This is a genomic window from Brevibacillus brevis (genome assembly GCF_900637055.1).
GTDB classification, from domain to species: Bacteria; Bacillota; Bacilli; order Brevibacillales; family Brevibacillaceae; genus Brevibacillus; species Brevibacillus brevis.
In genome coordinates, this window is sequence record NZ_LR134338.1 from 3995001 (window position 1) to 4020173 (window position 25173).

Genomic DNA, 25173 nt, shown 5'->3' on the forward strand with positions numbered 1-25173 from the left:
TTTCTGCTCTGCATCATACCAAACTAACCCCGGTACTTTGTGTTGGTCGGGGTAAACTCCCGTTATGAGGGAGCAATCTATCGAAGCCGTCATCGTAGGGAAAACGGTGACACAATCTGGTATATACTGGCTATGCTCCATGAAAAACCGAAGCGCCGGAGCTTTATTGGCAGCAATGCATCGCTCCAGAACATCAGGCATCATGGAGTCGATCAGGAAAAGTATGACCTTTTTCATCCGGCTGCCACCTTTCTCGTCGTAGTAGTTATAGTCGCACCTGATAGTGTTCGATTTTCCAGTACCGAGTATACGCCAGAAAAAGAAAAAGCCCCTGCTCGCTAAAAGCGACAGGGGACCATACTCACGAAGTAAATGTGAGGGTGTTGACATCATTTTTCGTTTGCAGTTTTAGTGCAGGGTACTTCTTCAAATACGGATCAAGTACCACATAATCTTTTTCGCCAATGGAGGTATCACCCAGCAAATGCGAAAGGACAGCAGCTCGGACTTGCAGCCCTTGAGGCGTTTGTTTAAAGAGAGGATCCACTGTCGGGAAAGGAATTCCATTGATGACTGTGTCGCCTTCTGCGTCACTTAGTTCCCACGTATTGACCTTCAAGGAATGGAGAGCTTCTACCACTTGTGCTCCATAATCCTCCACAACCATATCCGGTTGAAGCCCTACGTGATTCACCACGGTATGCTTAGGTGTAAAATATTCATTCAGTGTAAGCTTGAGTGCATCACCGTCTGACAACGGAATAACTTGTTGGGCACTCCCTTTTCCAAAAGTTTTGGTTCCAACAAGTTTGGCGATGCCATGATCACGCAAGGCACCTGACAACAGTTCAGATGCCGAAGCTGTTCCGCCGTTCACCAAAATTCGCACAGGAATGCCGATATCTTGTCCATTTCTTACCCACGTCTCTACCTCTACCCCATTGCGATTCGTGGTGTACATGAGCAAGCCTTCTTCCATAAAGAGGCTCGCGATGTCCCGCGCTGTGGACAAGTATCCCCCGCCATTATCCCGCAGGTCTAACACCAGTCCGGACAACGGTTTTTGCACACGGGAAAGTTCTGCGAGCTTATCCCTTACCTGGATGGCTCCTTCCGATCCGAATGTCTCAAGACTGATATAGCCAATCGCGCCTTTCGTAAACATCTGTCCTTCCGCTTCCGGCAAGGTCATGGAGGCACGCTTCAGCTTCACCTGGTGCTCCCGTTTGTCGGATGGACGATACACAGTAAGAACGGCTTCGGTCCCTTCGTTGCCCTTCAAATAAGCATACGCTTCTTCAAAAGTCTTTCCGACCAACGAGGTCTCATTGACTTTGATCAATTGATCGCCTCGTTGCAAGGAAGATGCTGCTGCTGGAGAATTCGGAACGATTTCACGGATGATAATATGATCATTTTGCAGTCGCAGACGAAAGCCGAATCCAACGAATTGATTTTCAACGTCAGATTGGAACAGACGCAATTCATCTTGGGTAAAAAATACGCTGTGCGGGTCATTGAGCGTGGAGAGCATTCCATCAATCGCCCATGTGTTCATCGTCGGCGTATCAAACCCGCCTTTCTTCTGCCATTCTGCAAGCCTCAATTCCAACTCGTCCCAGGTGTCATCTTCTTCTGAAACTTCGAACTGAAGCTGTTTTTTCGATTTGGCCTGCTCACTGACCACCTCTAGAGCCCCTTTTACCAATTGTTTGGCTGCCGGCTTGCTCAAGTGGCTCTCCATGACGTGCAGGAACACTTCTTCTGTTTCCTCGTAAGGATACTCTGCCGCTTGCACGGGAAGAACAGTTGTGAGTAGCAGGGCAGCTGCTACTGCCCATTGACTAATTCGCTTCATGGTGCCACCCCTTTTCGAACATCATCAGGTATCGAGAATGCAACATTGCTTGTAAAGTCGTAATTGTCGGTACCCGAATAGGCTACATACCCGTCGCCCTCATAAATTTCTTCATAACGCCATGTATGTTTAACAATTTGGTCGCTGGCCCGATCAATATAATACTTGTTCATGAACAACGGAACGTCTTTCACTTTTCCTTGTCCGAGCGTAGCTTTCTTTGAGTTCTCTACCAGCATAGAGCCCGGAATCCACTCCGTAATGACATCGTACTTCCCGTACGATTGCTTGTAGTAGCGAGCATGAAGCTCCTTGGCACGATCGGCTACCTTGACAGCACCAACCCACTCGTGCAAAAAGTCAATTTTGTCCGTTCTATTCTTGTCCCATGTCTGCCGATCCGTATCGTACGAGTACTGCGTGTTTGTTTTCCCATCTGTATAGGAGAGCAGCTTGTCTGATATTAGTTTTTGCGGAGATTGATAAAAGCCGGATATTCTGCTTATTTGCTTTTCCTTGTTAATATCCTGCGTGTAGGAGAACGTCAATCCACTCAACACCGCTTCACCCTTCACTTGGTAGGTGTCGGCATTGTCCAACTGGCGCAAAGAGTATCCCAAATCAGAAATAATAGCTGGCTGATCTTTTAAAGATGCAAACTCTTGACGCAACATTTTGTGCAGCTGATTCATTCTGCTGTCTGACGCTTTCGGTTTCATCGCAGCAAGAACCTCTTCTGCTTCCTGCATACGTCCTTCCTGCAAATAATAATAGGAAGTATTCAACAATGCCTCCGGGCTCCTGTCAGCAAATCGCTGGTATCGTGCCAGCGCCAGGTCTACCTGACCACTCCGGATCTCCAGTGCCCCCAAATATACGGCGAGCGATTCCCATTCTTTGGAATCTTGTTTCACTTTTTGTTCATAAGCACTGAGTCGGTCGAGCACTTTTTTGTATTGGCTTTGATCCTTGTTCCCTAGCTGCAAGGAAATATCATACACATTGGCACTCAATAGCCCGAGTGTGTCCGGGAGAATGATTTTGTCTTCGAAGTAAGCGTCGATAGCAAGAAAAGCTTCGTCCAGATTGGTTTCAATCGGTGTTTCAGAATTCCAGCTCAATAAATAGTGAACACCGACTTGATTGGGGAAAGAGGAATCCGCCAGTTTGCGCAACTGTTCAAATGTCTCTTCACTATCATTTCTACTGCGAATAGCGGCAGCCGCATCTACATAAATCTGTTCTTCTGTTGTTTTGAGATCTGTATAGGTTGCGAATAACGGCAATACCTCATCGATATCCGGGACCATCGGGAACTTTTTCCCGTCGTAATCCAACAGAGGCATGATTCCATCCTGAAGGAAATAATTTACCATGCGATCAGCTGCGACTGCAGCATCTCCCCGTTTCACCCGATCCGTTTTTTCTCCCTCTAGCCATCCCCAGGAACGCACTTCTTCCCAAGCATTTTTACTATCTGGAGACATCGTGAACATTTGCAATATCTTGGCAGCTTCTTCGTTGGTGATCGGCTGGTTCGGCTTCATCATCTCACCAGGAAAAATGTACTGAATCGCATTTGGACCGTACAGTCTATCCAAGATCGTGGAGATGCGGAGCGTTGGTTTGTACATCCACGTCAGGCGATCAACATCTTTATAGGGCAAATACGGTTCCTGAAAACCTTCTGCTCGCGCCCACTCCGAATGCTCGGATAAGAAAGTAAGCGGATAGATATGATACTGCCCACCGTAATAAAGCCGATCGATCATGACGAGAAATTCTGCACGCGTCATGTCACGATTTGGGTAAAACTTCGGAACATTTGGACCAGCCTCAAACAAACCGAGCTGCACACCTTGAATAATTGCGCTTCTCGCCCAATGCTTGCTAATGTCATTGTATGGCAATAAGCCCCCAGCCGCTGATACGACGCCGGGGGTGAGTAAGCTTAACGTCAATAATCCACAAGAAATCGTCCGGATTAGTTTTTGCACATAAAATCCTCCTACACTTCATCTGGCAGGCAACATAAGGATGGTCCTGCTACGTCTTAAACAAACTGGAACGGATCTGTGTGCACGTGCGAAGGAATAACCTCTGTTTCGTAGCCATTTGCCTTCAATTGTTCAAGCAAAATGGTCGCCAGCTTTTCCTTCATGATTTTTTCGATATTGTGACCAGCATCTACGATCGACAAGCCTTCTGCCTGAGCATCATGTGCAGTGTGATAGCCAATGTCTCCTGTCAAATACACATCCGCGCCTTTAAAAATGGCTTTGGAAACAAAAGAGCTACCGTCTCCACCTACTACTGCTACTTTTTTGACTGTGGCATCCAAGTCACCAACTACGCGAAGACCATGGAGGGAAAAACGCTCTTTTACGAGCAATGCAAACTCACGCAGCGTAAGTGGTGCGGGCAGAGTACCGATTCGCCCAATTCCGTATGCAGTACCGGACTGCTCCAAAGGAATGATGTCATAGGCGACTTCTTCGTACGGATGGGCAGCAAGCATTGCTTTGACCACAGTCGATTGTTTGGACGCGGGAACAATCATCTCGATGCGAACTTCCTCTGCTTTTTCCAGTTGGCCTGTCGAACCGATATAGGGATTCGTCCCTTCCCCTGGCAAAAAGGTTCCGGTGCCCTCCGTCTGAAAAGAACAGTGGCTATAGTTGCCTACATGCCCTGCACCCGCTTCAGCAAGTGCGGAAAACACGGCTTCCTTATGGGTAGCGGGTACGAATACGACGAGCTTCTTCCAAGCCTCTCGGGAAAGAACATCCAGTACATCTACGTCAGTGAGTCCAACCGCTTCAGCGAGCCAGTCGTTCATTCCGCCATATGCAACATCCAGATTGGTATGAGCTGTGTATACCGCAATATCGTGCTTGATCAGCTTTTCGAAAACGCGTCCTGCGGCGAGATCCGTCCGGAGGTGCTTGAGTGGTCGATAAATGACGGCATGGTGAGCCACAATCAGGTCAACACCCTCTGCAATGGCTTCATCCACCACAGATTCCAGCACGTCTAATGCGACCATCACTTTTTTCACCTTTTTTTGCAAGGTGCCTACATGAAGGCCAATTTTGTCGCCTTCCATCGCCAACGATTTTGGTGCCAGACGTTCTACATATTGAATTACTGTTTGTCCGTGCGCAAGCATGCGATCACCTCATCGATCCATTGTACTTCTGCTTCGATTTCTTTAATTCGTTCTGCTGCTTCCGGCTTGTCCGAACGTTTTAATTGAACGATGACCTTTTGCCATTTTTCTTGCTCATGCAGCCACTTCTCTTGTAAAACCTCTGATTTTTCTCCCCAAAGAAACGGACCAATGCGCAGGAGCTCTTCCTGTGTACGATCTTTGCCCTCATAAGGCAAGGTAGGATTGCCTCGTTCTGCGACAAGAATCTCATAGATCACGCCGTCCTCTTGCAAGATGGACTCCGCAATTAACTGCCAACCATTTTCTATCATCCACAGGCGAACCGCTTCTTCCCCTACGTTTGGTTGCAGAATCAGGCGTTGCACGCCTTCCAGTTTGTCTTTTCCTGCTTCCAAAATGGAAACGATCAATTGTCCACCCATCCCAGCAATGCAGATTACATCTGCTTCGCCAGGATGTAATACCGCGAGCCCGTTTCCTTTACGCACCGAAGCGCGATCTTTTACCTGCAATGTATGTATTTGTTTTTGTGCCGCTTGAAAAGGCCCTTCGTTCAATTCGCCTGCGATCACGAAAGACGCAATTCCTTTTACAAGCAAATAAGAAGCCAACAACGCATGATCCGACCCGATGTCGGCGACGCGGGCTCCTTCTGGACAATAGCGGGCAATCGTTTGTAGCCGCTTGGATATTGATACTGATGTCATCTGTATATTCACCTTCCGTTGCCTCTATTCTACCCTATTTGGCAGCAATTGCGAAATGCTAATTCCCTAACAGATGATCAGCAAAGAACGACAAAATCTTCGCTGTTACCCACAACAAGGACAATGCAGCCAATAGGAACTCTTGGGTGGTAGTCGGGAGGCTTACAGGTGGCCGTTACGTTGGATGTAATGTTCGGGATAACAAGCAAAGTTTTTAAATATAACGATATTTTATGGTGTTTTATGTAATATAACTTAATTTTTACCAAATTGTGAACTTTATTTTAATAAATAAATATTTACAATTTTTTTACAGATATGTATATTAACGCCATGCACATCATGAACTACATAAACTAAATATCTTTAAGGAGGAGAACAGTATGAAAAAAAGAACCGGCAAGTGGTGGGGAATGGCATTACTCTCTTCGGCGCTAGTAATGAGTGTCTTCACAGGTGTGGGGGCAGCCAGTAATGATTCAACCAGTGAATTCAGTGAATTGGGTACTGCACGGGTATTAATTCAGTCAGATTCGGATGTGAGAACTGGTAATTTTGCTGAACCACTGGAAGTACGCCATGATTTTGGTGAAGAGGGCTTTACCCTTGATGTAAATAGTGATCAACTTAACCAACTGAAAAGCGATCCCAATGTAAAAATTACAGTGTTGAAAAAATTAAAGATCGCTGAGTATATAGAAGAAGACCAGGCAAGCGATCCAGAGTTCTCTCCTTCGGCAGTCGTTCCGTGGGGAATTAAAGCAATCTATAAGAACCAATCCCTCTCCGCTACGACTGGAGGTGCTGATGTTCGTGTTGCAGTCCTGGATACTGGCGTGTACACGCAGCACCCAGACCTAACCGCTAACGCAGAGCAGTGCAACGATTTCACGCAAGCTTCTCCTGTTGTTACCGGTGCTTGCAATGATGCGCATGGTCATGGAACACATGTCGCTGGAACTGTTCTCGCTGACGGCGGGGGTGGCGCAGGTATTTATGGTGTAGCACCAGATGCAAAGCTATGGGCATATAAAGTATTGGATGACTCAGGCTCCGGCTATGAGGATGACATTGCCTATGCCATTCGTTACGCTGCTGACCAGTCCGCTCAATTAGGCGTGAAAGCAATCGTTTCTATGTCCCTTGGCTCAAGCGGTAAGAGTACCCTTATGGAAAGTGCCATCACTTATGCAAACCAAAAAGGTGTATTAGTCGTCGCTGCGGCTGGTAACTCTGGACCGACAGTGAATAGCATTGGCTACCCTGGAGCATTAGTGAATACAGTAGCCGTAGCAGCGTTGGAGAATGTTCAACAAAACGGAACCTACCGTGTGGCTGACTTCTCTTCTCGTGGCAGGAGCGGTCAAGCGGGAGACTACGTAATTCAAGAGCGCGATGTGGAAGTATCAGCACCAGGACGCGCTATTCAGTCTACATGGAACAACGGAGGCTATAATTCCATCAGCGGAACCTCCATGGCAACACCGCACGTTTCAGGTTTGGCTGCAAAAATCTGGGCATCCAATCCATCTTGGAGCTATCAAGATGTTCGCGTAGAATTGCAAAAACGTGCGAGAGGAAATGACATCAAAGGTGGCTCAAACGCTGCTGTAGGTGACGATATCGCTAGTGGCTTTGGATTCCCAACTGTTCAACCTGGCGATCAATAAAAAATAAGAAACAAAAAAAGAGCCATGGCTGTCAGTTTTCGCTGGCAGTCATGCTCTTTCGTTATCAAACATGGAAAGGCTAGCACCCGATTTCTCTTGCGATGACATTACGTAAAATCTCTGAAGTCCCCTCGCCGATCTCTAACAGCCGGGCATCGCGGAAAAATCGTTCCACCTGATACTCCCGCATATAACCATAGCCACCATGAATCTGAATAGCCTGGTGAGTAGCAGACATGGCAATCTCCGAAGCATACAATTTTGCCATTGCCGCTTCTTTCGTAAATTTGCGTCCATGATCCTTCAGCCACGCTGCTTTATACACCATCGTTCTCGCCAGCTCTATTTGCATCGCCATATCCGCCAGCTTGTGCTGGATCGCTTGAAAATGGCTCAAGGAATTACCAAAAGCTGTTCGCTGCTTGGAGTATTGCAGTGCCTTATCGTAGGCAGCCTGTGCAATTCCTACTGCCATAGCTCCGATCCCGATTCGCCCACCATCAAGTGTAATGAGGAACTGCTTGAAGCCTTCGCCCCGCTTCCCAAGGACGTTTTCTTCTGGCACCCGGACGTTTTCAAGAACGAGCTCGGTCGTATTGGAGCTATGCAAGCCGAGCTTTTCATAGTTCGCCAGCACTTGAAAACCAGGTGAATCTGTCGGAACGATAAAAGCAGTGATACCTCGTGAGCCCTGCTCTTTGTCAGTCACAGCTGTCAAGGCAAGAAACGAAGCATAGGAGGCGTTTGTAATGAAGCATTTGGAGCCGTTAATCGTCCACTCCCCGTCAGCCAAGACCGCATTCGTCCTCGTGCCACCTGCGTCAGACCCTGCATTCGGTTCCGTCAAGCCAAACGCACCAAAGCTTTCGCCGGAACAGATTTTGCTTAAATAGTTCAGCTTTTGCTCTTCTGTCCCAAACAAAGCCAGTGGAGCGCCACCTAACGAGATATGAGCCGAATACGTGATTCCTGTAGAACCGCATGCACGACTAAGCTCTTCTACAACAATCGCAAAACTCGTGGAATCAGCTCCCGCACCCCCGTATTTCTCAGAGAAGGGAAGACCCATCAAGTTCAGCTCGCTCATCTGCTTGAATATTTCGACAGGAAATTGTTTGGTTTGATCGCGTTCATCTGCTCCTGGAGCCACTACCTCATCAGCAAATTCGCGTATCATTTTTTTCAACATTTGTTGTTCTGAAGTCAAATCGAAGTTCATAATCGCTGCCCCCTTGAAAACGCTTTAGTAAAGAACTATCAAGAAACACACAATTTTGACTGAGCGTTTGTTCAGAATACTCTTACCATTATACACCACGATTTTGGATTCATGTGGTAATTTCTCAAAAAAAAACACGCCTATGATCGGCGTGCTCCTAATAAAATCGCTCCCAAAAAAGATACAGCGGCTGCTATGAATCCGATGCTGTATGTATTTACACCCATAAGCTTGGCTACTGTTTCTCCACCCAGAAAAATAGCCGCCAGTAAAATACCGATTAATACTTTCCACTTGTTGTTCATTTATTCACCCCGTTTGCTCTCTTCTGAAATTGTAACAGATAAGCAGCGAGAGGAAAACGAGAAGTAGGCAGAGTCCTACAGCCTCAACCACGCATACCAATATCCACGCGTGAAGAAGAACAAAGTTGACGCGATGAACACCTTAATGAACAACAGCAATTGAATCATATCCCGCTTCGCTGCGGGAATATACAGAGCCTGTATCTCTGCACCAAAGAAAAAGGCAAGTCCACATACAGCAAATACTCCCGCCCATTTCGTATTGGCCTTATTCATCAAGAAGCCCATACCTGTAAGTAAGCACGCAAGCGGTACCCAGTACAACTCCGATGTCCACCATGTATAGTCCATCCCTACCCGATGAACGGTCGTAATGCCATACAAGATGGCCAACCCCAGTAATCCTGCATAGAGCAAATAAGCGTAGCCGAAAATAATTGCGCTGATGCACAGTAGCATGCAAACGAAGCCTAAATAAAACAGGATAAACGGCAAGCTACCATCCAATTTTTGGATACAATAAACGCCTCCCGCGATCAAGATCACAAAAGATAAACCCAGGAATAAATGCGTCAATGGCGGGGCTGATCTTCGATAAACGAGTCCCAGAATATAGAAAACCAGAGCAAAACAGGCAAAGATGGTAATTTGCATTGGGGTTTGAAAACGGTTAAAATGAAAAGCAAGTAAGATCAAACCAGCAATGACAAAGGCACCAAGGAGCCATGCCACTACCATTTTCCCCGTCACTGGAGAGACAGTTCTAGGTGCATATGTATTTGTGACAGATGATGTTGAATTGACTTTTCCTGACAGCACACCCGGTACCGTTCCCATACGCTCATTCCCGCCTGCGGACGCCGGTGTATTTGGCCGATCCCCTTCTGTATACAGATTTAACAAGAAGATGCAGTAATGTTCAGGCAGTAAATGGTTGCGCCGCCAGTTTTCTATTTCGGCGATGATCGTGCGCTTGCGCTGGTCTTCCAACGCGGCCCCTCCTAACTACGACAAAAAGTGTTTACTTTCATGAATAAGAAAAGCCTACGTCGGCTAACGTAGGCCACATACTTCTTATATCGGTTATTCCAAGAAATCTTTTAAGCGTTTACTTCTACTCGGATGACGCAATTTGCGAAGAGCTTTTGCTTCGATCTGACGAATCCGTTCACGGGTTACACCAAACACTTTGCCTACTTCTTCTAACGTCCATGTACGTCCGTCATCCAATCCAAAACGCAGACGCAGTACATTTTCTTCCCGGTCTGTTAATGTATCCAAAACGTCTTCCAACTGTTCTTTCAAAAGTTCATAGGCAGCTGCATCAGATGGCTCCAATGCATCCTGATCCTCAATGAAATCACCTAAGTGGGAATCGTCTTCTTCCCCAATTGGAGTCTCCAGGGATACTGGTTCTTGAGCAATCTTCATGATTTCCCGAACTTTTTCCGGAGTGAGATCCATTTTTTCAGCGATTTCTTCTGGCATAGGTTCACGACCTAGCTCTTGCAGAAGCTGACGGGAAACGCGGATTAATTTATTGATCGTTTCCACCATATGAACCGGAATCCGGATCGTTCTAGCCTGGTCTGCAATGGCACGGGTAATCGCTTGGCGAATCCACCAGGTTGCATACGTACTGAACTTGTAGCCCTTGCGATAGTCAAACTTTTCCACCGCTTTAATCAGACCCATGTTCCCTTCTTGAATCAAGTCGAGGAATAGCATGCCACGTCCTACATAACGCTTCGCAATCGATACAACCAATCGCAAGTTCGCCTCAGCCAGACGTCTTTTGGCTTCCTCATCACCTTGTTCAATTCGCTGCGCCAGTTTAATCTCCTCTTCTGCGGAGAGCAGAGGAACTCGACCAATTTCCTTCAGATACATCCGTACAGGGTCATTGATCTTGATTCCAGGTGGAACGGAGAGATCGTCAAAATCGAATTCTTCGTTGTCCTCGTCCTTGATGATCATTTGATCGACTTCATCGTCGTCATCTTCATTCTCATTGTTGTTAATCTCAATTCCTTGATCACCAAGATATTCAAAAAACTCATCCATTTGATCAGAATCCTGCTCAAAACCTGCCAGGCGATCCGTAATTTCCTTATACGACAAAACGCCGCGTTTCTTGCCTAATTCGACCAACTGTTCCTTCACTTGTTCGATGGACATTGCTTCCATGTCGGAAGTGATATTTTGCTTGTTCATCTACTTTCCCTCCTTCCCCGGGAATGATCTGAAGCTACCCTTCTTTTAAAGCATTTTCCAATTCAAGAATCTTCATCCCTGTAACGGCTGCTTGAAGTTCAAGTTGTTTGCGCGCATCCTCGCTGTCCGCTGCGGCCGCTTGGAGGTGTAAGCTCCGCTGCTCATCGCGCAATCGTTCCAACTCGGCACGCTTCGGGTAGTTATTCACTTGTTTGATGTAGTCACCGATCTCTAATTCAGATACGTCGTTGTTGCACTCCATCATGGCCAATCCCGAGGCTAATTGCTTTAACAAATCGTCTTGCACATAATGTATAAACTTTCCAGGGTCTTCCGGGTTTCCCTCTGCATAGTAGGCGTACAGGTAGGCAGCCAGCGCATCGTGTTCATCCACCTGAAAGTGGGCACTGCATTCCTGTTGGACGCGGGCCGCTATTTCTTCGTTCCGCATCATGTAGTAAAGCAGCATGCGCTCAGCCGTGTGATAAGCGGGTGGCAGTGTTTTCGCGAGCGTAACTTTGCCATTATTTATACTATTATTCCATGCTGGCGTCACTTTATCCCTTTGGCGCTCACTTTTTTGCTGATTGTAGGCGCGTTTGGACTCCCATTTGAGATCACCGAGAGTAAGGGAGTATTCTTCTGCCAATTGCCGTTGGTACATGTCCCGTTCCACCGGGCTGCTGAGCTCGTTGATGATCTCGACCGCCTTCGCGATTAAGCGGGCTTTGTCCGTCTCATCTTTTATTACGAACTGACTGCGTAAATGTTTCAGACGGAAAGCCGTAACTGGCATCGCCTGTAACAATACCTGCTGGGAAAATGCTTCAGCCCCATGCTGGCGGATGTAATCATCCGGGTCCACTCCTTGTGGAAGTGGAGCAACTCGAACGATCAAACCGGCTTGCTGCAAAACGTGAATCGCTTTGCTCGTTGCTTCTTGTCCTGCAGCATCTCCGTCATAACAGAGTACGACTGACTCTGTATTGCGACGAAGAATTCTGGCCTGCTGCTCCGTCAAGGCTGTTCCCAAAGTGGCAATTCCTTGCATAAAACCCGCCTGCCATGCCGATATGACATCGACATATCCTTCAAACAACAGCGCCTCTTTTCTCTTTCTAATAATGGGGCGCGCACGATGAAGATTAAACAGCGTAGCGCTTTTGTTGAACAAAAGGCTTTCCGGGCTATTCAGATACTTGGGTTGAGACTTTTGGTTGGAATTGGGCTTCGATCCTTGCAGTAAGCGCCCACCAAATCCGATGACGTTACCTTGGGAATCCTGGATCGGAAACATGATACGACCTCGAAAGCGATCAAAGATTTTTCCTGCATCACTCCTGGCCAAAAGCCCTGCTTCCACCATCAATTCCTGTGAAAATCCCCGCTTTGTCAACTGCTGCGTCACGAAATCCCATGAATCCGGGGCGAATCCGATTTGGTATTCGGCTATTGTCGCCTCAGACATGCCGCGCTTTGCGAGATATTTCATCGCTTCTGCGCCATAGGGTGTTTTCGTAAGCACGTAGTGGTAGAGGCGTGAAACGAACGTATGCGCTTCCTGCATCGCATGCTTCATCCGTTTTTCAGGTGAATCCTCTACTTGCTGCGGCTGGGGCACAGCTATCCCGGCACGCTCCGCCAATTTGTGCAGTGCCTCTGGAAAAGTCAATTGCTCCAGTTTCATTAAAAAGGAAAAGATATCCCCACCTGCTCCACAGCCAAAGCAATGAAAAAACTGTCGCTCTGCATTTACGTTGAAGGAAGGGCTCTTTTCAGAGTGAAACGGACATAGACCGAGAAAGGCACGACCGCTTTTTCTCAGTTGAACGTACTCTCCTACAACGTCTACGATGTCGACAGCGGCACGCACTTGATTTACAAATTCATCTGAAGTGGGACCAGTCATGTCTTTCCACCTTTATAAGGAGAATCGCACGTGAGAATATTTAGTTCGTCAAAATTCGTCAATTTCCTTCTTTGCATCAAACTTCTTTTCTTCTTTTCTACTTTTCCACATTTCTAAGGGCAATAAACGCTGAGAAACTTAGCTATGATAAGTACCTCGGCTAATTGATTTTCTACAAAAAACGCCAAAATCCTTCTTTCGGCCTATTTCCTTTCATTACGGAGATTGTTTTTTCGAATCATCTCCAAAATGATGTTTGCCGTTTCTTCCACTGCCTTGTTGGATACATCGATCACCGTACATCCGAGACGCTCAATAATGCGCTTGGAATAAGCCAGTTCTTCGGCAATCCGTTCGAGATTGGCGTAATTTGCTTGTGCAGTCAATCCCAGTGCCTTCAGACGCTCTGTCCGAATGCCGTTCAGTTGCTCCGGATTGATGGTAAGCCCTATACACCGTTCTATTGGCAGTTGGAACAGTTCTTCTGGTGGCTCTACCTCCGGGACAAGCGGAACATTGGCAACCTTAAGTCGCTTGTTAGCCAAATACATGGAAAGAGGCGTCTTGGAAGTACGCGAAACGCCGATCAAAACCACATCTGCGCGCAATAGGCCGCGTGGGTCCCGTCCATCGTCATATTTGACGGCAAACTCGATAGCGTCTACTTTGCGGAAATACTCTTCATCCAGTCGGCGTACCAAGCCCGGTTTTCCTGTTGGCGGCTCTTTCAACATGCCCTGCAATGTATTCATCAAAGGCCCCATAACATCAAGAGCCGGAATTCCGTGAAGAGCAGCTTGTTGTGTAATATACGCATTCAGCTCCGGAATGACCAGAGTGAACACGATCATTGCCCGCGATTCTTTTGCCGAAGCAATGATTTCGTCAATCGATTCCTTGTCTTCTATATACGGATATTTTTGTACATCAAACAAAAAACGATCAAACTGACTAGCTCCTGCGCGAACGACAAGTTCGGCCGTTTCGCCGATGGAGTCTGAGACTACATAGATGAGCTGTCCTCGCTGATTACCTTGCATCGCTTCTCCTCCTACACTTTCGGTTCGCTACCCAATTCTACAAATGCTTTCGCGATCGTCGTCTTGGTGACGCGCCCCAACAGCTCCATTTGCTTCGGATCTTCCTCGCTGGGCCTTACGACAGGCAGAGAATCGATCTGAAAATCAATCAGCTTTTTGGCGGCTGCGTACAAGGTCTCATCAGGTGCACAGGTAATGATATTCGGCATCCTAGACATGATAATGCTGACCGGAACATCCTCCAGCGTCTTGTTGCCTAAAGAAGCCCGCAGGAGGTCTTTTCGTGAGATCACGCCAGCCAAATATCCTTTTTGATTGACGACGAATAACGTGCCAACATCCTCCAAAAAGAGGGTAACGATGGCGTCGTAAGCCGAGGCGGATTCGGATACCACGATCGGTACCGCCTTGTAGTCATTGACGAGAAGCTTGTGAAGCCGTTCACTTATGACTGAGCTTGCGGGTCTGCCGGCATAAAAATACCCGACCCGAGGTCTGGCTTCTAGATATCCTGACATTGTGAGGATGGATAAATCAGGGCGCAGCGTCGCGCGAGTCAAATTCAGTCGCTCCGCAATATGCTCTCCTGTTATCGGTCCGTCATCCTTCACTATCTGTAAGATGTGCTCTTGTCGTTTGGTAAGCTCGATGACCAATCACCCCGGTTCTGTCTTTACCTCTTCCTAGTATTACTCTATTCGACGGGATATTCCTTCTTTCACGCGGAAAAAAGGTGCCCCCGCCTGATTTTCAGACGAAGGCACCAGTTTTATTTTGTTTACGCGAATACAACTTTGGAAAAATCTGCGTAGCGATAAAGCACACGAGAAAGCTGCAAGAGAAGCCCCAGACGATTCGCACGAACGGCCTGGTCTTCTGCCATGACCATTACTTTATCAAAGAATGCGTTGATCGGTTGACGCAGGGTTGACAAGGTTGCGAGTACCTTCTCTTGATCCTTCAGACCTTCTACATCCTTCTGAACAGCTTGGAATGCCTGATACAAGGCACGTTCCACATCTTCCGCGAACAAAGCTTCGCTGACTTGGTCTGCTTCCGCTTTTTGCGCCAGATTGTTCACCCGGTTAAACTGCTCCACAATCAGCTTGAATTCTTCTGTTTGTACGGCTCCCATCAGTGCTTTTGCTTTTGCCAGCACCTCTGGAACCAGTGTCAGATCGGCAGCAAGAACAGCGTCGATGACATCGTAGCGAACGCCATGATCCTGCAAGACATTTTTCAGACGGAGTGCGAAGAAATCTACCAAGTCTTTTTTCACGTCTTCTGCCGCTCTCTTGTTTACGCCTTGCGCTACATAGCCTTCCATCGCGGCATTCCACAGATCAGAAAGAGAAATTTGCCAGTCGCGCTCCACCAAAATCGAAACGATCCCCGCTGCCATACGGCGCAGACCATACGGGTCCTGTGAGCCAGTAGGCACAATGCCGATCGAGAAGCAGCCTACAATCGTGTCCATCTTGTCAGCCAGGCTGACGATAGCACCTTGGGCGGAAGAAGGCATTTTGTCCCCTGCAAAACGCGGGAGGTAATGCTCGAATACGCCGCTTGCCACGAGGTCGGACTCACCCGCTTTGCGCGCGTAATCTTCCCCCATAATCCCTTGCAGTTCAGGGAATTCGCCTACCATGTTGGTAACGAGGTCAAATTTTGCGATTTCTGCAATGCGGTCTACTTGTTTGGTCTCTTCCGCGCTCACACCCAGCTTGCTTGCAATTTGGGCAGCTGTTTTACGTACACGGCGAACTTTATCTCCGATTGTTCCCAGTTCTTCATGGTAAACGATTGTCTCCAAACGTTTCAAGCAGCTTTCAATGGACAGCTTTTGGTCCTCTACATAGAAGAAACGAGCATCAGACAAGCGTGCGCGAAGAACTTTTTCATTCCCTTTCGCTACGTTTTCGAGAGCGCGGCTGTCTCCGTTACGCACTGTCACAAAATGATTCAGCAATTGACCCTGAGCGTTTTCGACAGGGAAATAACGCTGGTGCTCACGCATGGAGGTAACCAAAACCTCACGTGGAATGGAAAGGAATTCTTGCTCAAACGTACCGTAAAGGGCGGTAGGATATTCCACAAGATGGACTACCTCATCCAAGAGTCCCTCGTCCATTGGAATCGTCCAGCCATTTTCCTTCTCCAAGCGATGAATTTGTTCTACAATGGCTGCTCTGCGCTCGTCGGGATTCACCATGACATATTGCTCAGCCAGCTTGCCTACGTATTCGCTTGGGTGATTCAACGTAACCTCGGTTCCCAAGAAGCGGTGTCCACGAGAAACGCGTCCGCTTTTTACGCCTGCAATCTCCAGATCGATCAATTCATCGCCGAACAAAGCAACCAGCCAACGAATCGGACGAACGTATTTCAAATCGCGCGCGCCCCAGCGCATATTTTTCGGGAAGCTCATGCCGGTGATTACTTCAGCCAGTTGCGGCAAAAGCTCGGTAGTCGGTTTTCCCGCTTCCGATTTGCGAGCATGGACATACTCGATCCCGTTTACTTCTTTATAATACAGTTGGTCAGGCTCAACATTGTTGCTTCTAGCAAAGCCGAGTGCTGCCTTGGACCAGTTGCCCACTTCATCTTGTGCGATTTTGCGTGCAGGGCCTTTCGCTTCATCATTGCGGTCAGGCTGCTTTTCTGCCAATCCATTGATCAACAGGGCAAAACGACGAGGTGTCTCCAATGCCGTAATTTGATCAAACGGCACGCGCTCAGCAGTCAGCCACTTTTCTACTTTTTCCTTGAATTGTGCCGCTGCCTGTGCGACAAAACGAGCAGGCATTTCTTCCAAACCAACCTCTACAAGTAGATCGCGCTTACTCATTTGTATCCTCTCCCTTCACCTGATTCACTTGATCTGCAGCGTCTGCGTTGCCTTTTTGCAAAAGCGGGAAACCGAGGCGCTCACGCTCTTTATAGTAGGTTTGTGCGACTTCACGAGACAGATTGCGTACACGAGCGATGTAGCCTGTACGCTCCGTCACACTGATCGCTCCACGCGCATCCAACAAGTTGAAGGTGTGGGAGCATTTCAGCACGTAGTCATAAGCTGGGTAAACCAGTCGCTCCGCCATCAGTCTCTTTGCTTCTGCCTCATACGTATTGTAGAGAGAGAACAGCATATCGACATCAGACAGCTCGAATGTGTATTTGGAATGCTCGTATTCTGGTTGCAGGAATACATCTCCGTACGTATACCCGTTGCACCATTCCAGATCGAACACATTTTCTTTTTCCTGAATATAGGAAGCCAAACGCTCCAGTCCGTAAGTCAGCTCAACTGCCACTGGTTTACATTCCAGACCGCCCACTTGCTGGAAGTACGTAAACTGTGTAATCTCCATTCCGTCCAGCCAAACTTCCCAGCCTAAGCCCCATGCGCCGAGACCAGGGTGCTCCCAGTTGTCCTCTACAAATCGGATATCATGCTCCAGTGGATCGATTCCGAGTTCGCGCAAGCTCTCGAGGTACAGCTCTTGAATGTTGTCCGGCGATGGCTTCATGATCACTTGGAACTGGTGATGCTGATACAGACGGTTCGGGTTTTCCCCATAACGTCCGTCTGCCGGACGACGGGAAGGCTCTACATATGCCACATTCCACGGCTCAGGTCCAATGGAACGAAGGAAGGTCATCGGGTTAAGCGTACCTGCCCCTTTTTCAACGTCATACGGCTGGACAATGAGACAGTTTTGCTTTGCCCAAAAGTTTTGCAGCGTCAAAATGATGTCTTGAAATGTCATTTTCATGCTTTTTCCTCCTCTAAACTTATTAGAACTTGGCTTTAAGTCGAAACTAAAAAAACCTCCCGCCTCTACACTGCCTGATGCGACAGTGTAGGGACGAGAGGATTCTCGCGGTTCCACCCTACTTGGCGAATGACTTCTTCGCCCACCTTACAATCAAATTGCTCCAGAACGCCCTTCATCAGCATGGTGACCGGGCTCCCACTATCCCCGATTCGCTATTCACAGCCAGTGGCCGACTACTCTTTTCCTTCATGGCAACATACGTTATACAAGTTTGGTTCTTATCATAACGAAAACAAATTCGTATGTCAATTAGTCCTGATCGGATTGCGTCATTCTTTCCATACGCTCCAGTTGTTCCAGAAATGCTCGACTTTTCAGCCTGAGATCCAGGTACTCATCCATGAAGCTCCGCAGCACATGCTTGAGCTGGTTGCGGGTAGCCGGTTTCACTTCAATGTCACCAAGCCGCTCCAAATCAAATACCTGGAACAGCCGTAACAGCTTCCAGGTTGAGGGTGTAACTGCCATAGCATATGGATCGGAAGGCTGGCAAACTGGGCACAACAGACCCCCCTGTCCCACACTGATCGCATAGGGCTCGCGCTGTTCGCCACAGTTTACACATGCCGTGAGCTGCGGGGAGATCCCCGCTACAATTAGCATCTTGGTCTCAAAAATACGACATAGGATCTCAGCATCTCGTCCTTCATCCAAATAGCGAAATGTATGAAGGAGTAGCTGAAACAAGTAGGGATTTGGTTCCCTTTCCTGCGTCAGCCGATCCAAAAGTTCTGCTATGTATGCGGCATAAGCCGTAGCAGTCAGGCTTTGCCGCATATCCCGGAACGAATCCAGCATATCTCCCTGAGAGAGATCGGGCATTCCCGTACCGGGTCCCGCCTTGCATAGGTAATAACTATGCGAAAACAGCTGGGAGACGGCGGCAAGACGGCTTTTGGTCTTTTTAGCACCACGGGCCATCACGCCTAATTTGCCGTTCTCCCGGGTAAACAATGTCACCACTTTACTGGACTCACCATAGTCCACACTGCGAATGACAATCCCTTCCCACTTTACAAGCATGCCTGCGTGTCACCCAATTCTTCCTGGGCGAGATCAAACGAGGTTTCCTCGCTGGAAACATCCGTTTGATGGTGATCACGGTAGAGAAGGTAAGCATGGATGTCACCGGTTGAAGCGAAAACTCTCCAAGAAAAGTCACGAAGCATGGAGCATCATCCTTTCCTATATCGGGTCTATCCACTTCCTTCTTAGAATCACCTTTGCCCGTTATTCTATGCCTTGGAAAAATTAACACATCGCGATGGGAATATTATTGCTCGTCATAGAAACCGAAGTTACGCAGCATCCGCTCTTGGTTGCGCCAATCCTTTTTCACTTTGATCCAGAGCTCCAAAAATACTTGGTCACCCATCAGCCGCTCGATATCCTTACGCGCCCGTTGACCGATTTCTTTGAGCATCTGGCCTTTTTGCCCGATCAAAATTCCGCGCTGAGAATCCCGCTCTACGTAAATGGCCGCGTAAATGTAAAGGGTTTTGCCATTTTCGCCCCGTTTCATCTCTTCAATTACAACAGCAATGGAGTGAGGTACTTCTTCTCTCGTCAAATGCAGAACTTTTTCCCGAATCAACTCGGCTGCTACAAAGCGTTCCGGATGGTCTGTCACCTGATCTGCAGGGTAATACATCGGGCCTTCTTCCATTTCACCCAAAATAGCCTGCTGCAATGATCCCGTATTGTTACCTTCCAGTGCAGAGATTGGAACAATTTGCTTGAAATCATATAATTTGCGGTAATCGTCAATAATCGGCAGCAGTGCTTCCGGGTGCACTTTGTCAATTTTGTTGATGACCAAAAATACTGGCGTTTTGACCTGCTTCAACCGCTCGATGATGTAGTCGTCCCCGGCTCCGCGTTTTTCTGTTGCATCGACAACAAACAAAACGAGGTCTACTTCGTTCAACGTATTTTCGGCAACGGAAACCATGTAGTTTCCGAGTTTGGATTGAGGCTTGTGAATCCCCGGTGTATCCAAGAAAATAATTTGTCCCTCTTCTGTCGTATGCACAGCCGTAATTTTGTTGCGTGTGGTCTGCGGCTTATTGGACATGATGGCGATTTTATGTCCCACAATATGATTCAACAGTGTTGATTTTCCAACATTTGGGCGTCCCACAATGGAGACAAATCCCGATTTAAACGATTGCTTGGTCTTGCGATTATCCACGTAAATCCTCCTTGGTGAATGCGCCTGGCAGCAGGGCAGATACTGTCGTTTCCCAAATGTCGCCTTTGAGATTCGTCAAAAATACAGGCATGTCCGGCGGGCACAGCTCTGCCATGACTTGTCGGCAAGCCCCGCACGGTGATACAGCTTGCGGTGTATCGGCAGCAACGGCTAATGCCTTGTAAGTCCGATCACCTTCCGAATACGCTTTAAAAAGAGCCGTACGCTCTGCGCAGTTGCACAGCGAGTACGCTGCATTTTCAATATTGCCTCCCAAATAAACCTTGCCTCTCTCAGCTAAAAGAGCTGCTCCTACCTGAAACTTGGAGTACGGTACATAAGCGAGCTTTCTGGCTTCGATTGCTTGTGCTAATAATGCTTGTTTATCCATTCTCATCATTCCTCATATGATTGGTCTTTAACATCATTTCAAAACAGAATGTGTCCAATGAGACACGAAGAAACCAGACTGAAAGGTCAACTAGAATGACCCGTCCGGTACCTCATTTGGCTTATGGAAAAATTTCTTCCTTCTCTCTAGTAAAAACTATCCCCATACTTTTTGCAACAGTGGCTGTCCAAATACGAGGACTCCGATGATGAGAGACAGGATTGCCGCCACAAGCACAGCTCCTGCCCCCACATCTTTGGCAATCTTCGCCTTGGCGTGCCATTCCGGGGAAGCTAAATCCACGACTGCTTCAATCGCGGTATTTACCAGCTCAAGGGAGAAGACCAGACCGATAGAAAAAAGGACCAGCAAAACATCGCTGCGGGGTATCTGCAGCCACCACGCTGCCGCCAGCACCAAAATGGCTGCGGCTACATGGATTTGCATGTTTCGCTGTGTCCGTACGGTATAGGAAATTCCTTGCAGAGCGTAGGCGAAGCTGCGAGTCAATCGTCGCCATTCCTTCAACGTAATCTCCTACCTCGTCAAGCCGATTTGTTCCAGAACCTTTTCTTGACGTGAAAACATTTCCTTCTCTTCTTCTGGCGTCCCATGATCATAGCCCAGAAGGTGAAGAAAACCATGAACCGTGAGAAATCCGAGTTCGCGTTCGAATGAATGACCATAGTCTTCGGCCTGCTCATGTGCTTTTGGCACCGAGATAATGATATCTCCCAGCATATTCGGAAACTCGCTGGCCTCATCCTCATCGATGAAGATTTCCATTTCCCCTTCACCCGGTTCGTTCATCGCAAAGGACAGAACATCCGTTGGCCGATCAACGCCACGATAGTCGCGATTCAGCTCGTGGATGCGCTCGTTGTTCACCAGCGTGACAACTACCTCTCCTTGTACGTCTTCCAGCTTTGCCGCTGCTTCCAGGCAACGTACAAGCAGGTTTTGCAAATTCTCATCGATCGGTTCGATTTCTTCATGAAGGATTTCTACAGATAACACAGGTAAACGATCTCCTTTTTGTGACGCCATTTATTAATAGCCGTGTTCTACTTCTTCCTTGGCATAGGCAGCGATGATTTTTTGTACCAGACTGTGACGAACGACGTCTCCCTCTTGGAAATGAATAAAGGCTACATCGGAAATCGGACTTAAGATGCGCTGTGCTTCGCGCAATCCGGATTTCTTGCCCTTCGGCAAATCCACCTGGGTCACATCACCCGTAATGACCATTTTGGAACCAAAACCAAGCCTGGTCAAAAACATTTTCATTTGCTCGGGAGTCGTGTTCTGGGCTTCATCCAAAATGACAAAGGAATCTTCGAGCGTACGACCACGCATGTACGCCAAAGGTGCAACCTCAATGAGTCCGCGTTCCATCATTTTGGCGACTTGTTCATTGCCCAGCATGTCGTACAAAGCATCATAGAGCGGACGCAGGTAAGGGTCTACTTTTTCCTGCAAATCTCCTGGCAAAAATCCAAGGCTCTCCCCCGCTTCTACGGCCGGTCTGGTAAGAACGATCCGTTTGACGCGCCCATTTTTCAACGCATTTACTGCTGTGACAACAGCCAAATACGTTTTTCCGGTACCAGCTGGTCCAATTCCAAACACAATGTCATGCCTCTTGATCGCAGACAAGTAGTGACGCTGGCCCAAAGTCTTTGCCCTGATTACTTTGCCACGTTGGGTACGAGCGACTTCTTCATCATACACATCGAGCAGTTGGGTACCTTCTCCCCGTTCAATCAACGACATCGCATAAGAGATGTCTCGTTCGGACAGGGCAATCCCTCTGCGAATCAACTGTAGCAGAATTTCAATCAACTCTGTCAGTTTGTCCACTTCCGGCTTATCCCCGCTAATAACCAGTTCGCCTTCTCGGGTCATAATTTTGGCGGAACTTCTTTGCTCGATCAGTGTTAGGTACGCGTCATGTGGTCCGAACAACAGCAAGGCCTCAGATGCGTCTGAAAACGGGATTCTTACCTCATCTTGTACGTGCAACAGGCTTCCATCTCCTTGCAACGGTAATCAGCAATGCGTCATTTGCTTGCCATCCCTCACTGCCCAACGAGAGGCTGTTCAATGGCAATATCTTCAATAACGGAAAAATGAATGCTTACGTAAACTTTACCATTCTCTGTTGTGACGTGCAAAACTTTTTCGTCCTGAATGAACGCATCTTTTCCAGCTTTTTGCAAGATATCCTCCCTGGCGAATTTTTTAGCCAGTTCCGTCGCTTCCTCCACGCTCATTTCTGTTTGGACGGATTCTGTTTGCGCGTACGTTACTGTCTTCCAGCCAAGTGGTGAGGTATATCCCGCGTACGAGGGCAAAAACCGTCGTTCCGCCATTTCGGCTTGTGCAAAGGACTGTTTTTCAAATGGCCACACGTATATCGCATAGGGGCCTAGGAGCAGGTATTGATGCTCCAGCTTTTCTCCCGTCAGACGGTGCATGGTTTGTTTTAGCGGAACCGATGTGTTGCTCATATACCACACTTCCCCTTGCACCTTGCCTCGTGCTGATACGGCTTGTTGACGGGCGTCATTGCCAATAATCCCGGAAATAAGCACTTGGCCTTTTTCTACCAATTGATTGCTCACAACCTGACTGCGACCAACCTCTGGGAGAATTTTATGGACGACAGCCCTCTTTTTCGCTACAAGATGACGGGGACCTGTTGCAAGCGGCTTAACGGGAGCCTCTTTTTCCACCACTTGAAGCATAACCTTGGTTCCTTGAATCTCGATTCCAACCCAGGACGCTTCAGGCAGCAGACTCAACAGCTCTTTTTGCAAAACCAACGGTTCTTTTAGTTTGACCTTCCATGCCCCTTCTTTAATCCCCACTTGTTCGGCAGCTTGAATCACTCGTCGCGGATCAACCATTTTTGTCCCACTCACTTCGACACTCCAAACAAAAGAGGAGAGCATGTACAATCCGATAAAAAAAAGAGCAGCCCCAATTGCCAATCCAGATCGTCTGCGTATACGCAGCAGCCAGAAAGGCAGCCCGTCTCTTGCCTCGACGTGACTACGACAGCCTGTCTCTTTTAAAAGCGGCCGCAAACGAAAATAATCACGAATCAAAATATCGCAGCGAGTCACCTCTTCCCCTACCCTGCGAATATTCCATATTCGAATTCCATCCCGTACGGCCATATTCAGCATCCGCTCAAACCGTTTTCCCCGAACAGTAATGGTTACATGTCCATCCACCCACTCCTTAATTCCATACCGCATACGTGCCGCCCCCTCCTCTAACAAAGATTACGTGCTCTGTGGTCCCGTCTCCAAAAATTTCACGCCACCGATTCTGCCTTCTAACAGAACCTCCTCAGGCAAAATCGCTCGGATGACAAGCTGTTCACCTGAAACAATCATTTGACCGTTCGTCAGCAACAGGCGAAGCTCTTTTTCGCTAAAATGCAAGACTCCTCGATGATTCTCTATATACATTTGCAAATGACCGATCATCGTAATGCGCGGGACTTCCAGGACGACATCTTGCGGCAGATCCAACACCCCTCCGGCCAGCTGGCGCAGACGGCGGCTCCAACGCTTCATGGATTAGCCCCCCTTCTCGTTCTATATATTGGCGAATATGACGATCTCATCTGTTTGCAGGTGCAAAACCATTCTTATCTATGCGTATGCGCGAGCATAAAGAGGCATTCATCAAAAACAGCCACAAAAAAAGAGCCCTCGTCGCTTGCGATTTAGCAAGCAGTTGAGAACTCAGTCTTTGAAATACATTCTACAAAACCCATTGATTATTTGCTTTCTTTTGCAGCAGAAACCAGCTCTTTTTCCTTTGTAAGCGCCTTCCATTTTTTTATGACTCGTTTTACTTTCTCAGCTGAACAACCGCATGCGATCGCCGTTTCATATACTGATTTGTTTTCGAAGATGGCAAGCCGAATCACTTTTTGACGAAACCGCCCCATTTGTTCAAAAATTTGTTGATTCATCGCTTGACCTCTACCCTTTCTTCTATTAGAAGAATTTTCTTTACATTCAGGATAGTCAACTAGGATACGAGAAACAAGACAAGTTATTCGATATATTTCGACATAAATACACTGCGTATCAATAAAAAACAGGCGAACCGAGGTTCACCTGTTTGACTAGCTGCTATTATAAAATCTTTCTTTGCCGAACCTGCTGGGCGTACGGAGCTTTTGAGCGCGGCTCTCCAAAAATGAGCGCCCATTTCATCCCATCACGCGGATTGCCGTGTTTCGATGTGAGTGTTCTCACCCGTTCCGAATCAGCGACCTTCATCGTTTCCGATTGCTTCACTGTGATGGTTGGACCTGTTGAAGCACGGGCCGGACTGGAGAATGCCCATTCCTGCTCGACTCCAATACCTTCCATCGATTCACGCTGAAGTGGCTCATATTTGGTGGATGCCCGCACTGTCTCTCTGCCGTAATCCTCAGTGTCCATAGGGATATCCGACTTACTTGCCGGGGTAAGCGGAGGCATTTTTTTGCCTTGCGACATCTTCTTTCCGGCTTTACCAAGAGCTTTATATCCTAAGTAACCCAGGATGACAAACCAGAACTTGCCGATGAGCGGGATGATCCACTCGACTAAACCCAGTAAATCTACGACGAGATCCATGAGATCTTCCATGGC

26 protein-coding genes (1 of these 26 cut by a window edge) are annotated in these 25173 nt (G+C 47.8%); 1 reads left to right on the forward strand and 25 read right to left on the reverse strand.

Annotated features, from left to right (window positions below; all coding sequences use genetic code 11):
* The 5 genes from EL268_RS19080 to EL268_RS19100 form a co-directional block, all read right to left on the reverse strand.
* Nucleotides 1-237 carry the 5' end (the start) of an alkaline phosphatase family protein gene (locus EL268_RS19080; protein ID WP_164724492.1) on the reverse strand. Its footprint begins 1248 nt before the window's first position, so 237 of the gene's 1485 nt are visible here — the first part of the coding sequence; it begins with the start codon at nucleotides 235-237; the stop codon falls past the left edge of the window.
* A gap of 124 nt (nucleotides 238-361) precedes the next feature.
* Nucleotides 362-1858 (reverse strand): S41 family peptidase, encoded by a 1497-nt coding sequence (locus EL268_RS19085; RefSeq protein ID WP_106654021.1) that lies wholly within the window; start codon nucleotides 1856-1858, stop codon nucleotides 362-364.
* A complete protein-coding gene (locus EL268_RS19090) occupies nucleotides 1855-3855 on the reverse strand; it encodes an S-layer homology domain-containing protein (protein ID WP_106654020.1) in 2001 nt (666 codons plus the stop codon). Before EL268_RS19090 ends, EL268_RS19085 begins: the two co-directional genes overlap by 4 nt.
* Before the next feature lie 56 nt (nucleotides 3856-3911).
* Complete coding sequence (locus EL268_RS19095; RefSeq protein ID WP_106654019.1) at nucleotides 3912-5027, reverse strand: Nif3-like dinuclear metal center hexameric protein; 1116 nt, start codon at nucleotides 5025-5027, stop codon at nucleotides 3912-3914.
* Nucleotides 5003-5737 carry a tRNA (adenine(22)-N(1))-methyltransferase gene (locus tag EL268_RS19100; protein WP_106654018.1) on the reverse strand — a complete coding sequence of 245 codons (735 nt, stop codon included), beginning with the start codon at nucleotides 5735-5737 and terminating at the stop codon, nucleotides 5003-5005. The genes EL268_RS19095 and EL268_RS19100 overlap by 25 nt, the downstream gene beginning before the upstream one ends.
* Before the next feature lie 383 nt (nucleotides 5738-6120).
* On the opposite strand from EL268_RS19100, the gene EL268_RS19105 reads away from it, so the two are divergent.
* Nucleotides 6121-7407, forward strand: coding sequence for a S8 family peptidase (locus tag EL268_RS19105; protein WP_106654017.1), 1287 nt, complete (start codon nucleotides 6121-6123; stop codon nucleotides 7405-7407).
* Between the two features lie 79 nt (nucleotides 7408-7486).
* Here EL268_RS19105 and EL268_RS19110 read toward each other — a convergent pair whose 3' ends face one another.
* The 20 genes from EL268_RS19110 to EL268_RS19200 all read right to left on the reverse strand — a co-directional run bounded on the left by EL268_RS19110 (nucleotide 7487) and on the right by EL268_RS19200 (nucleotide 25170).
* The gene (locus EL268_RS19110; RefSeq protein WP_106654016.1) at nucleotides 7487-8626 is read right to left on the reverse strand and encodes an acyl-CoA dehydrogenase; all 1140 of its coding nucleotides are present in this window, start codon (nucleotides 8624-8626) and stop codon (nucleotides 7487-7489) included.
* Between the two features lie 140 nt (nucleotides 8627-8766).
* Complete coding sequence (locus EL268_RS32875; RefSeq protein WP_164724493.1) at nucleotides 8767-8931, reverse strand: hypothetical protein; 165 nt, start codon at nucleotides 8929-8931, stop codon at nucleotides 8767-8769.
* Nucleotides 8932-9006: 75 nt separating this feature from the next.
* Nucleotides 9007-9921, reverse strand: a complete 915-nt coding sequence (locus EL268_RS19115) for a hypothetical protein (protein ID WP_106654015.1) — start codon at nucleotides 9919-9921, stop codon at nucleotides 9007-9009.
* Between the two features lie 93 nt (nucleotides 9922-10014).
* On the reverse strand, nucleotides 10015-11145 hold the full coding sequence (gene rpoD / locus EL268_RS19120; protein ID WP_126435450.1) for an RNA polymerase sigma factor RpoD: 1131 nt from the start codon (nucleotides 11143-11145) through the stop codon (nucleotides 10015-10017).
* 34 nt (nucleotides 11146-11179) lie between these two features.
* Nucleotides 11180-13054 (reverse strand): DNA primase, encoded by a 1875-nt coding sequence (gene dnaG, locus EL268_RS19125; protein WP_106654014.1) that lies wholly within the window; start codon nucleotides 13052-13054, stop codon nucleotides 11180-11182.
* Between the two features lie 203 nt (nucleotides 13055-13257).
* Complete coding sequence (locus tag EL268_RS19130; RefSeq protein WP_106654013.1) at nucleotides 13258-14094, reverse strand: pyruvate, water dikinase regulatory protein; 837 nt, start codon at nucleotides 14092-14094, stop codon at nucleotides 13258-13260.
* A gap of 11 nt (nucleotides 14095-14105) precedes the next feature.
* The gene (locus tag EL268_RS19135) at nucleotides 14106-14750 is read right to left on the reverse strand and encodes a transcriptional regulator CcpN (RefSeq protein WP_012685777.1); all 645 of its coding nucleotides are present in this window, start codon (nucleotides 14748-14750) and stop codon (nucleotides 14106-14108) included.
* Nucleotides 14751-14872: 122 nt separating this feature from the next.
* The gene (glyS, locus tag EL268_RS19140; protein WP_106654012.1) at nucleotides 14873-16942 is read right to left on the reverse strand and encodes a glycine--tRNA ligase subunit beta; all 2070 of its coding nucleotides are present in this window, start codon (nucleotides 16940-16942) and stop codon (nucleotides 14873-14875) included.
* The gene (glyQ, locus tag EL268_RS19145) at nucleotides 16935-17861 is read right to left on the reverse strand and encodes a glycine--tRNA ligase subunit alpha (RefSeq protein ID WP_039961314.1); all 927 of its coding nucleotides are present in this window, start codon (nucleotides 17859-17861) and stop codon (nucleotides 16935-16937) included. Before glyQ ends, glyS begins: the two co-directional genes overlap by 8 nt.
* Nucleotides 17862-18179: 318 nt before the next feature.
* Entirely contained in the window at nucleotides 18180-18953 is a 774-nt protein-coding gene (gene recO / locus EL268_RS19150; RefSeq protein WP_106654011.1) for a DNA repair protein RecO, read from the reverse strand.
* Nucleotides 18944-19099: a YqzL family protein gene (locus EL268_RS19155; RefSeq protein WP_012685773.1), complete on the reverse strand. Its 156-nt coding sequence runs from the start codon at nucleotides 19097-19099 to the stop codon at nucleotides 18944-18946. Before EL268_RS19155 ends, recO begins: the two co-directional genes overlap by 10 nt.
* Before the next feature lie 104 nt (nucleotides 19100-19203).
* Nucleotides 19204-20121: a GTPase Era gene (gene era / locus EL268_RS19160; protein WP_047072508.1), complete on the reverse strand. Its 918-nt coding sequence runs from the start codon at nucleotides 20119-20121 to the stop codon at nucleotides 19204-19206.
* The gene (locus tag EL268_RS19165; protein WP_106654010.1) at nucleotides 20114-20512 is read right to left on the reverse strand and encodes a cytidine deaminase; all 399 of its coding nucleotides are present in this window, start codon (nucleotides 20510-20512) and stop codon (nucleotides 20114-20116) included. Before EL268_RS19165 ends, era begins: the two co-directional genes overlap by 8 nt.
* Nucleotides 20513-20668: 156 nt before the next feature.
* A complete protein-coding gene (locus EL268_RS19170) occupies nucleotides 20669-21040 on the reverse strand; it encodes a diacylglycerol kinase family protein (RefSeq protein WP_106654009.1) in 372 nt (123 codons plus the stop codon).
* A 9-nt stretch (nucleotides 21041-21049) separates the two neighbouring features.
* On the reverse strand, nucleotides 21050-21529 hold the full coding sequence (gene ybeY, locus EL268_RS19175; protein WP_106654008.1) for an rRNA maturation RNase YbeY: 480 nt from the start codon (nucleotides 21527-21529) through the stop codon (nucleotides 21050-21052).
* A 33-nt stretch (nucleotides 21530-21562) separates the two neighbouring features.
* Nucleotides 21563-22534, reverse strand: coding sequence for a PhoH family protein (locus tag EL268_RS19180; protein WP_106654007.1), 972 nt, complete (start codon nucleotides 22532-22534; stop codon nucleotides 21563-21565).
* A 56-nt stretch (nucleotides 22535-22590) separates the two neighbouring features.
* Nucleotides 22591-23775, reverse strand: coding sequence for a sporulation protein YqfD (yqfD, locus tag EL268_RS19185; protein WP_106654006.1), 1185 nt, complete (start codon nucleotides 23773-23775; stop codon nucleotides 22591-22593).
* Between the two features lie 27 nt (nucleotides 23776-23802).
* The gene (gene yqfC / locus EL268_RS19190) at nucleotides 23803-24099 is read right to left on the reverse strand and encodes a sporulation protein YqfC (protein ID WP_106654005.1); all 297 of its coding nucleotides are present in this window, start codon (nucleotides 24097-24099) and stop codon (nucleotides 23803-23805) included.
* 206 nt (nucleotides 24100-24305) lie between these two features.
* Nucleotides 24306-24503, reverse strand: coding sequence for a hypothetical protein (locus EL268_RS19195; protein ID WP_106654004.1), 198 nt, complete (start codon nucleotides 24501-24503; stop codon nucleotides 24306-24308).
* 166 nt (nucleotides 24504-24669) lie between these two features.
* Nucleotides 24670-25170, reverse strand: coding sequence for a hypothetical protein (locus EL268_RS19200; protein WP_106654003.1), 501 nt, complete (start codon nucleotides 25168-25170; stop codon nucleotides 24670-24672).
* Nucleotides 25171-25173 lie beyond the last annotated feature (3 nt).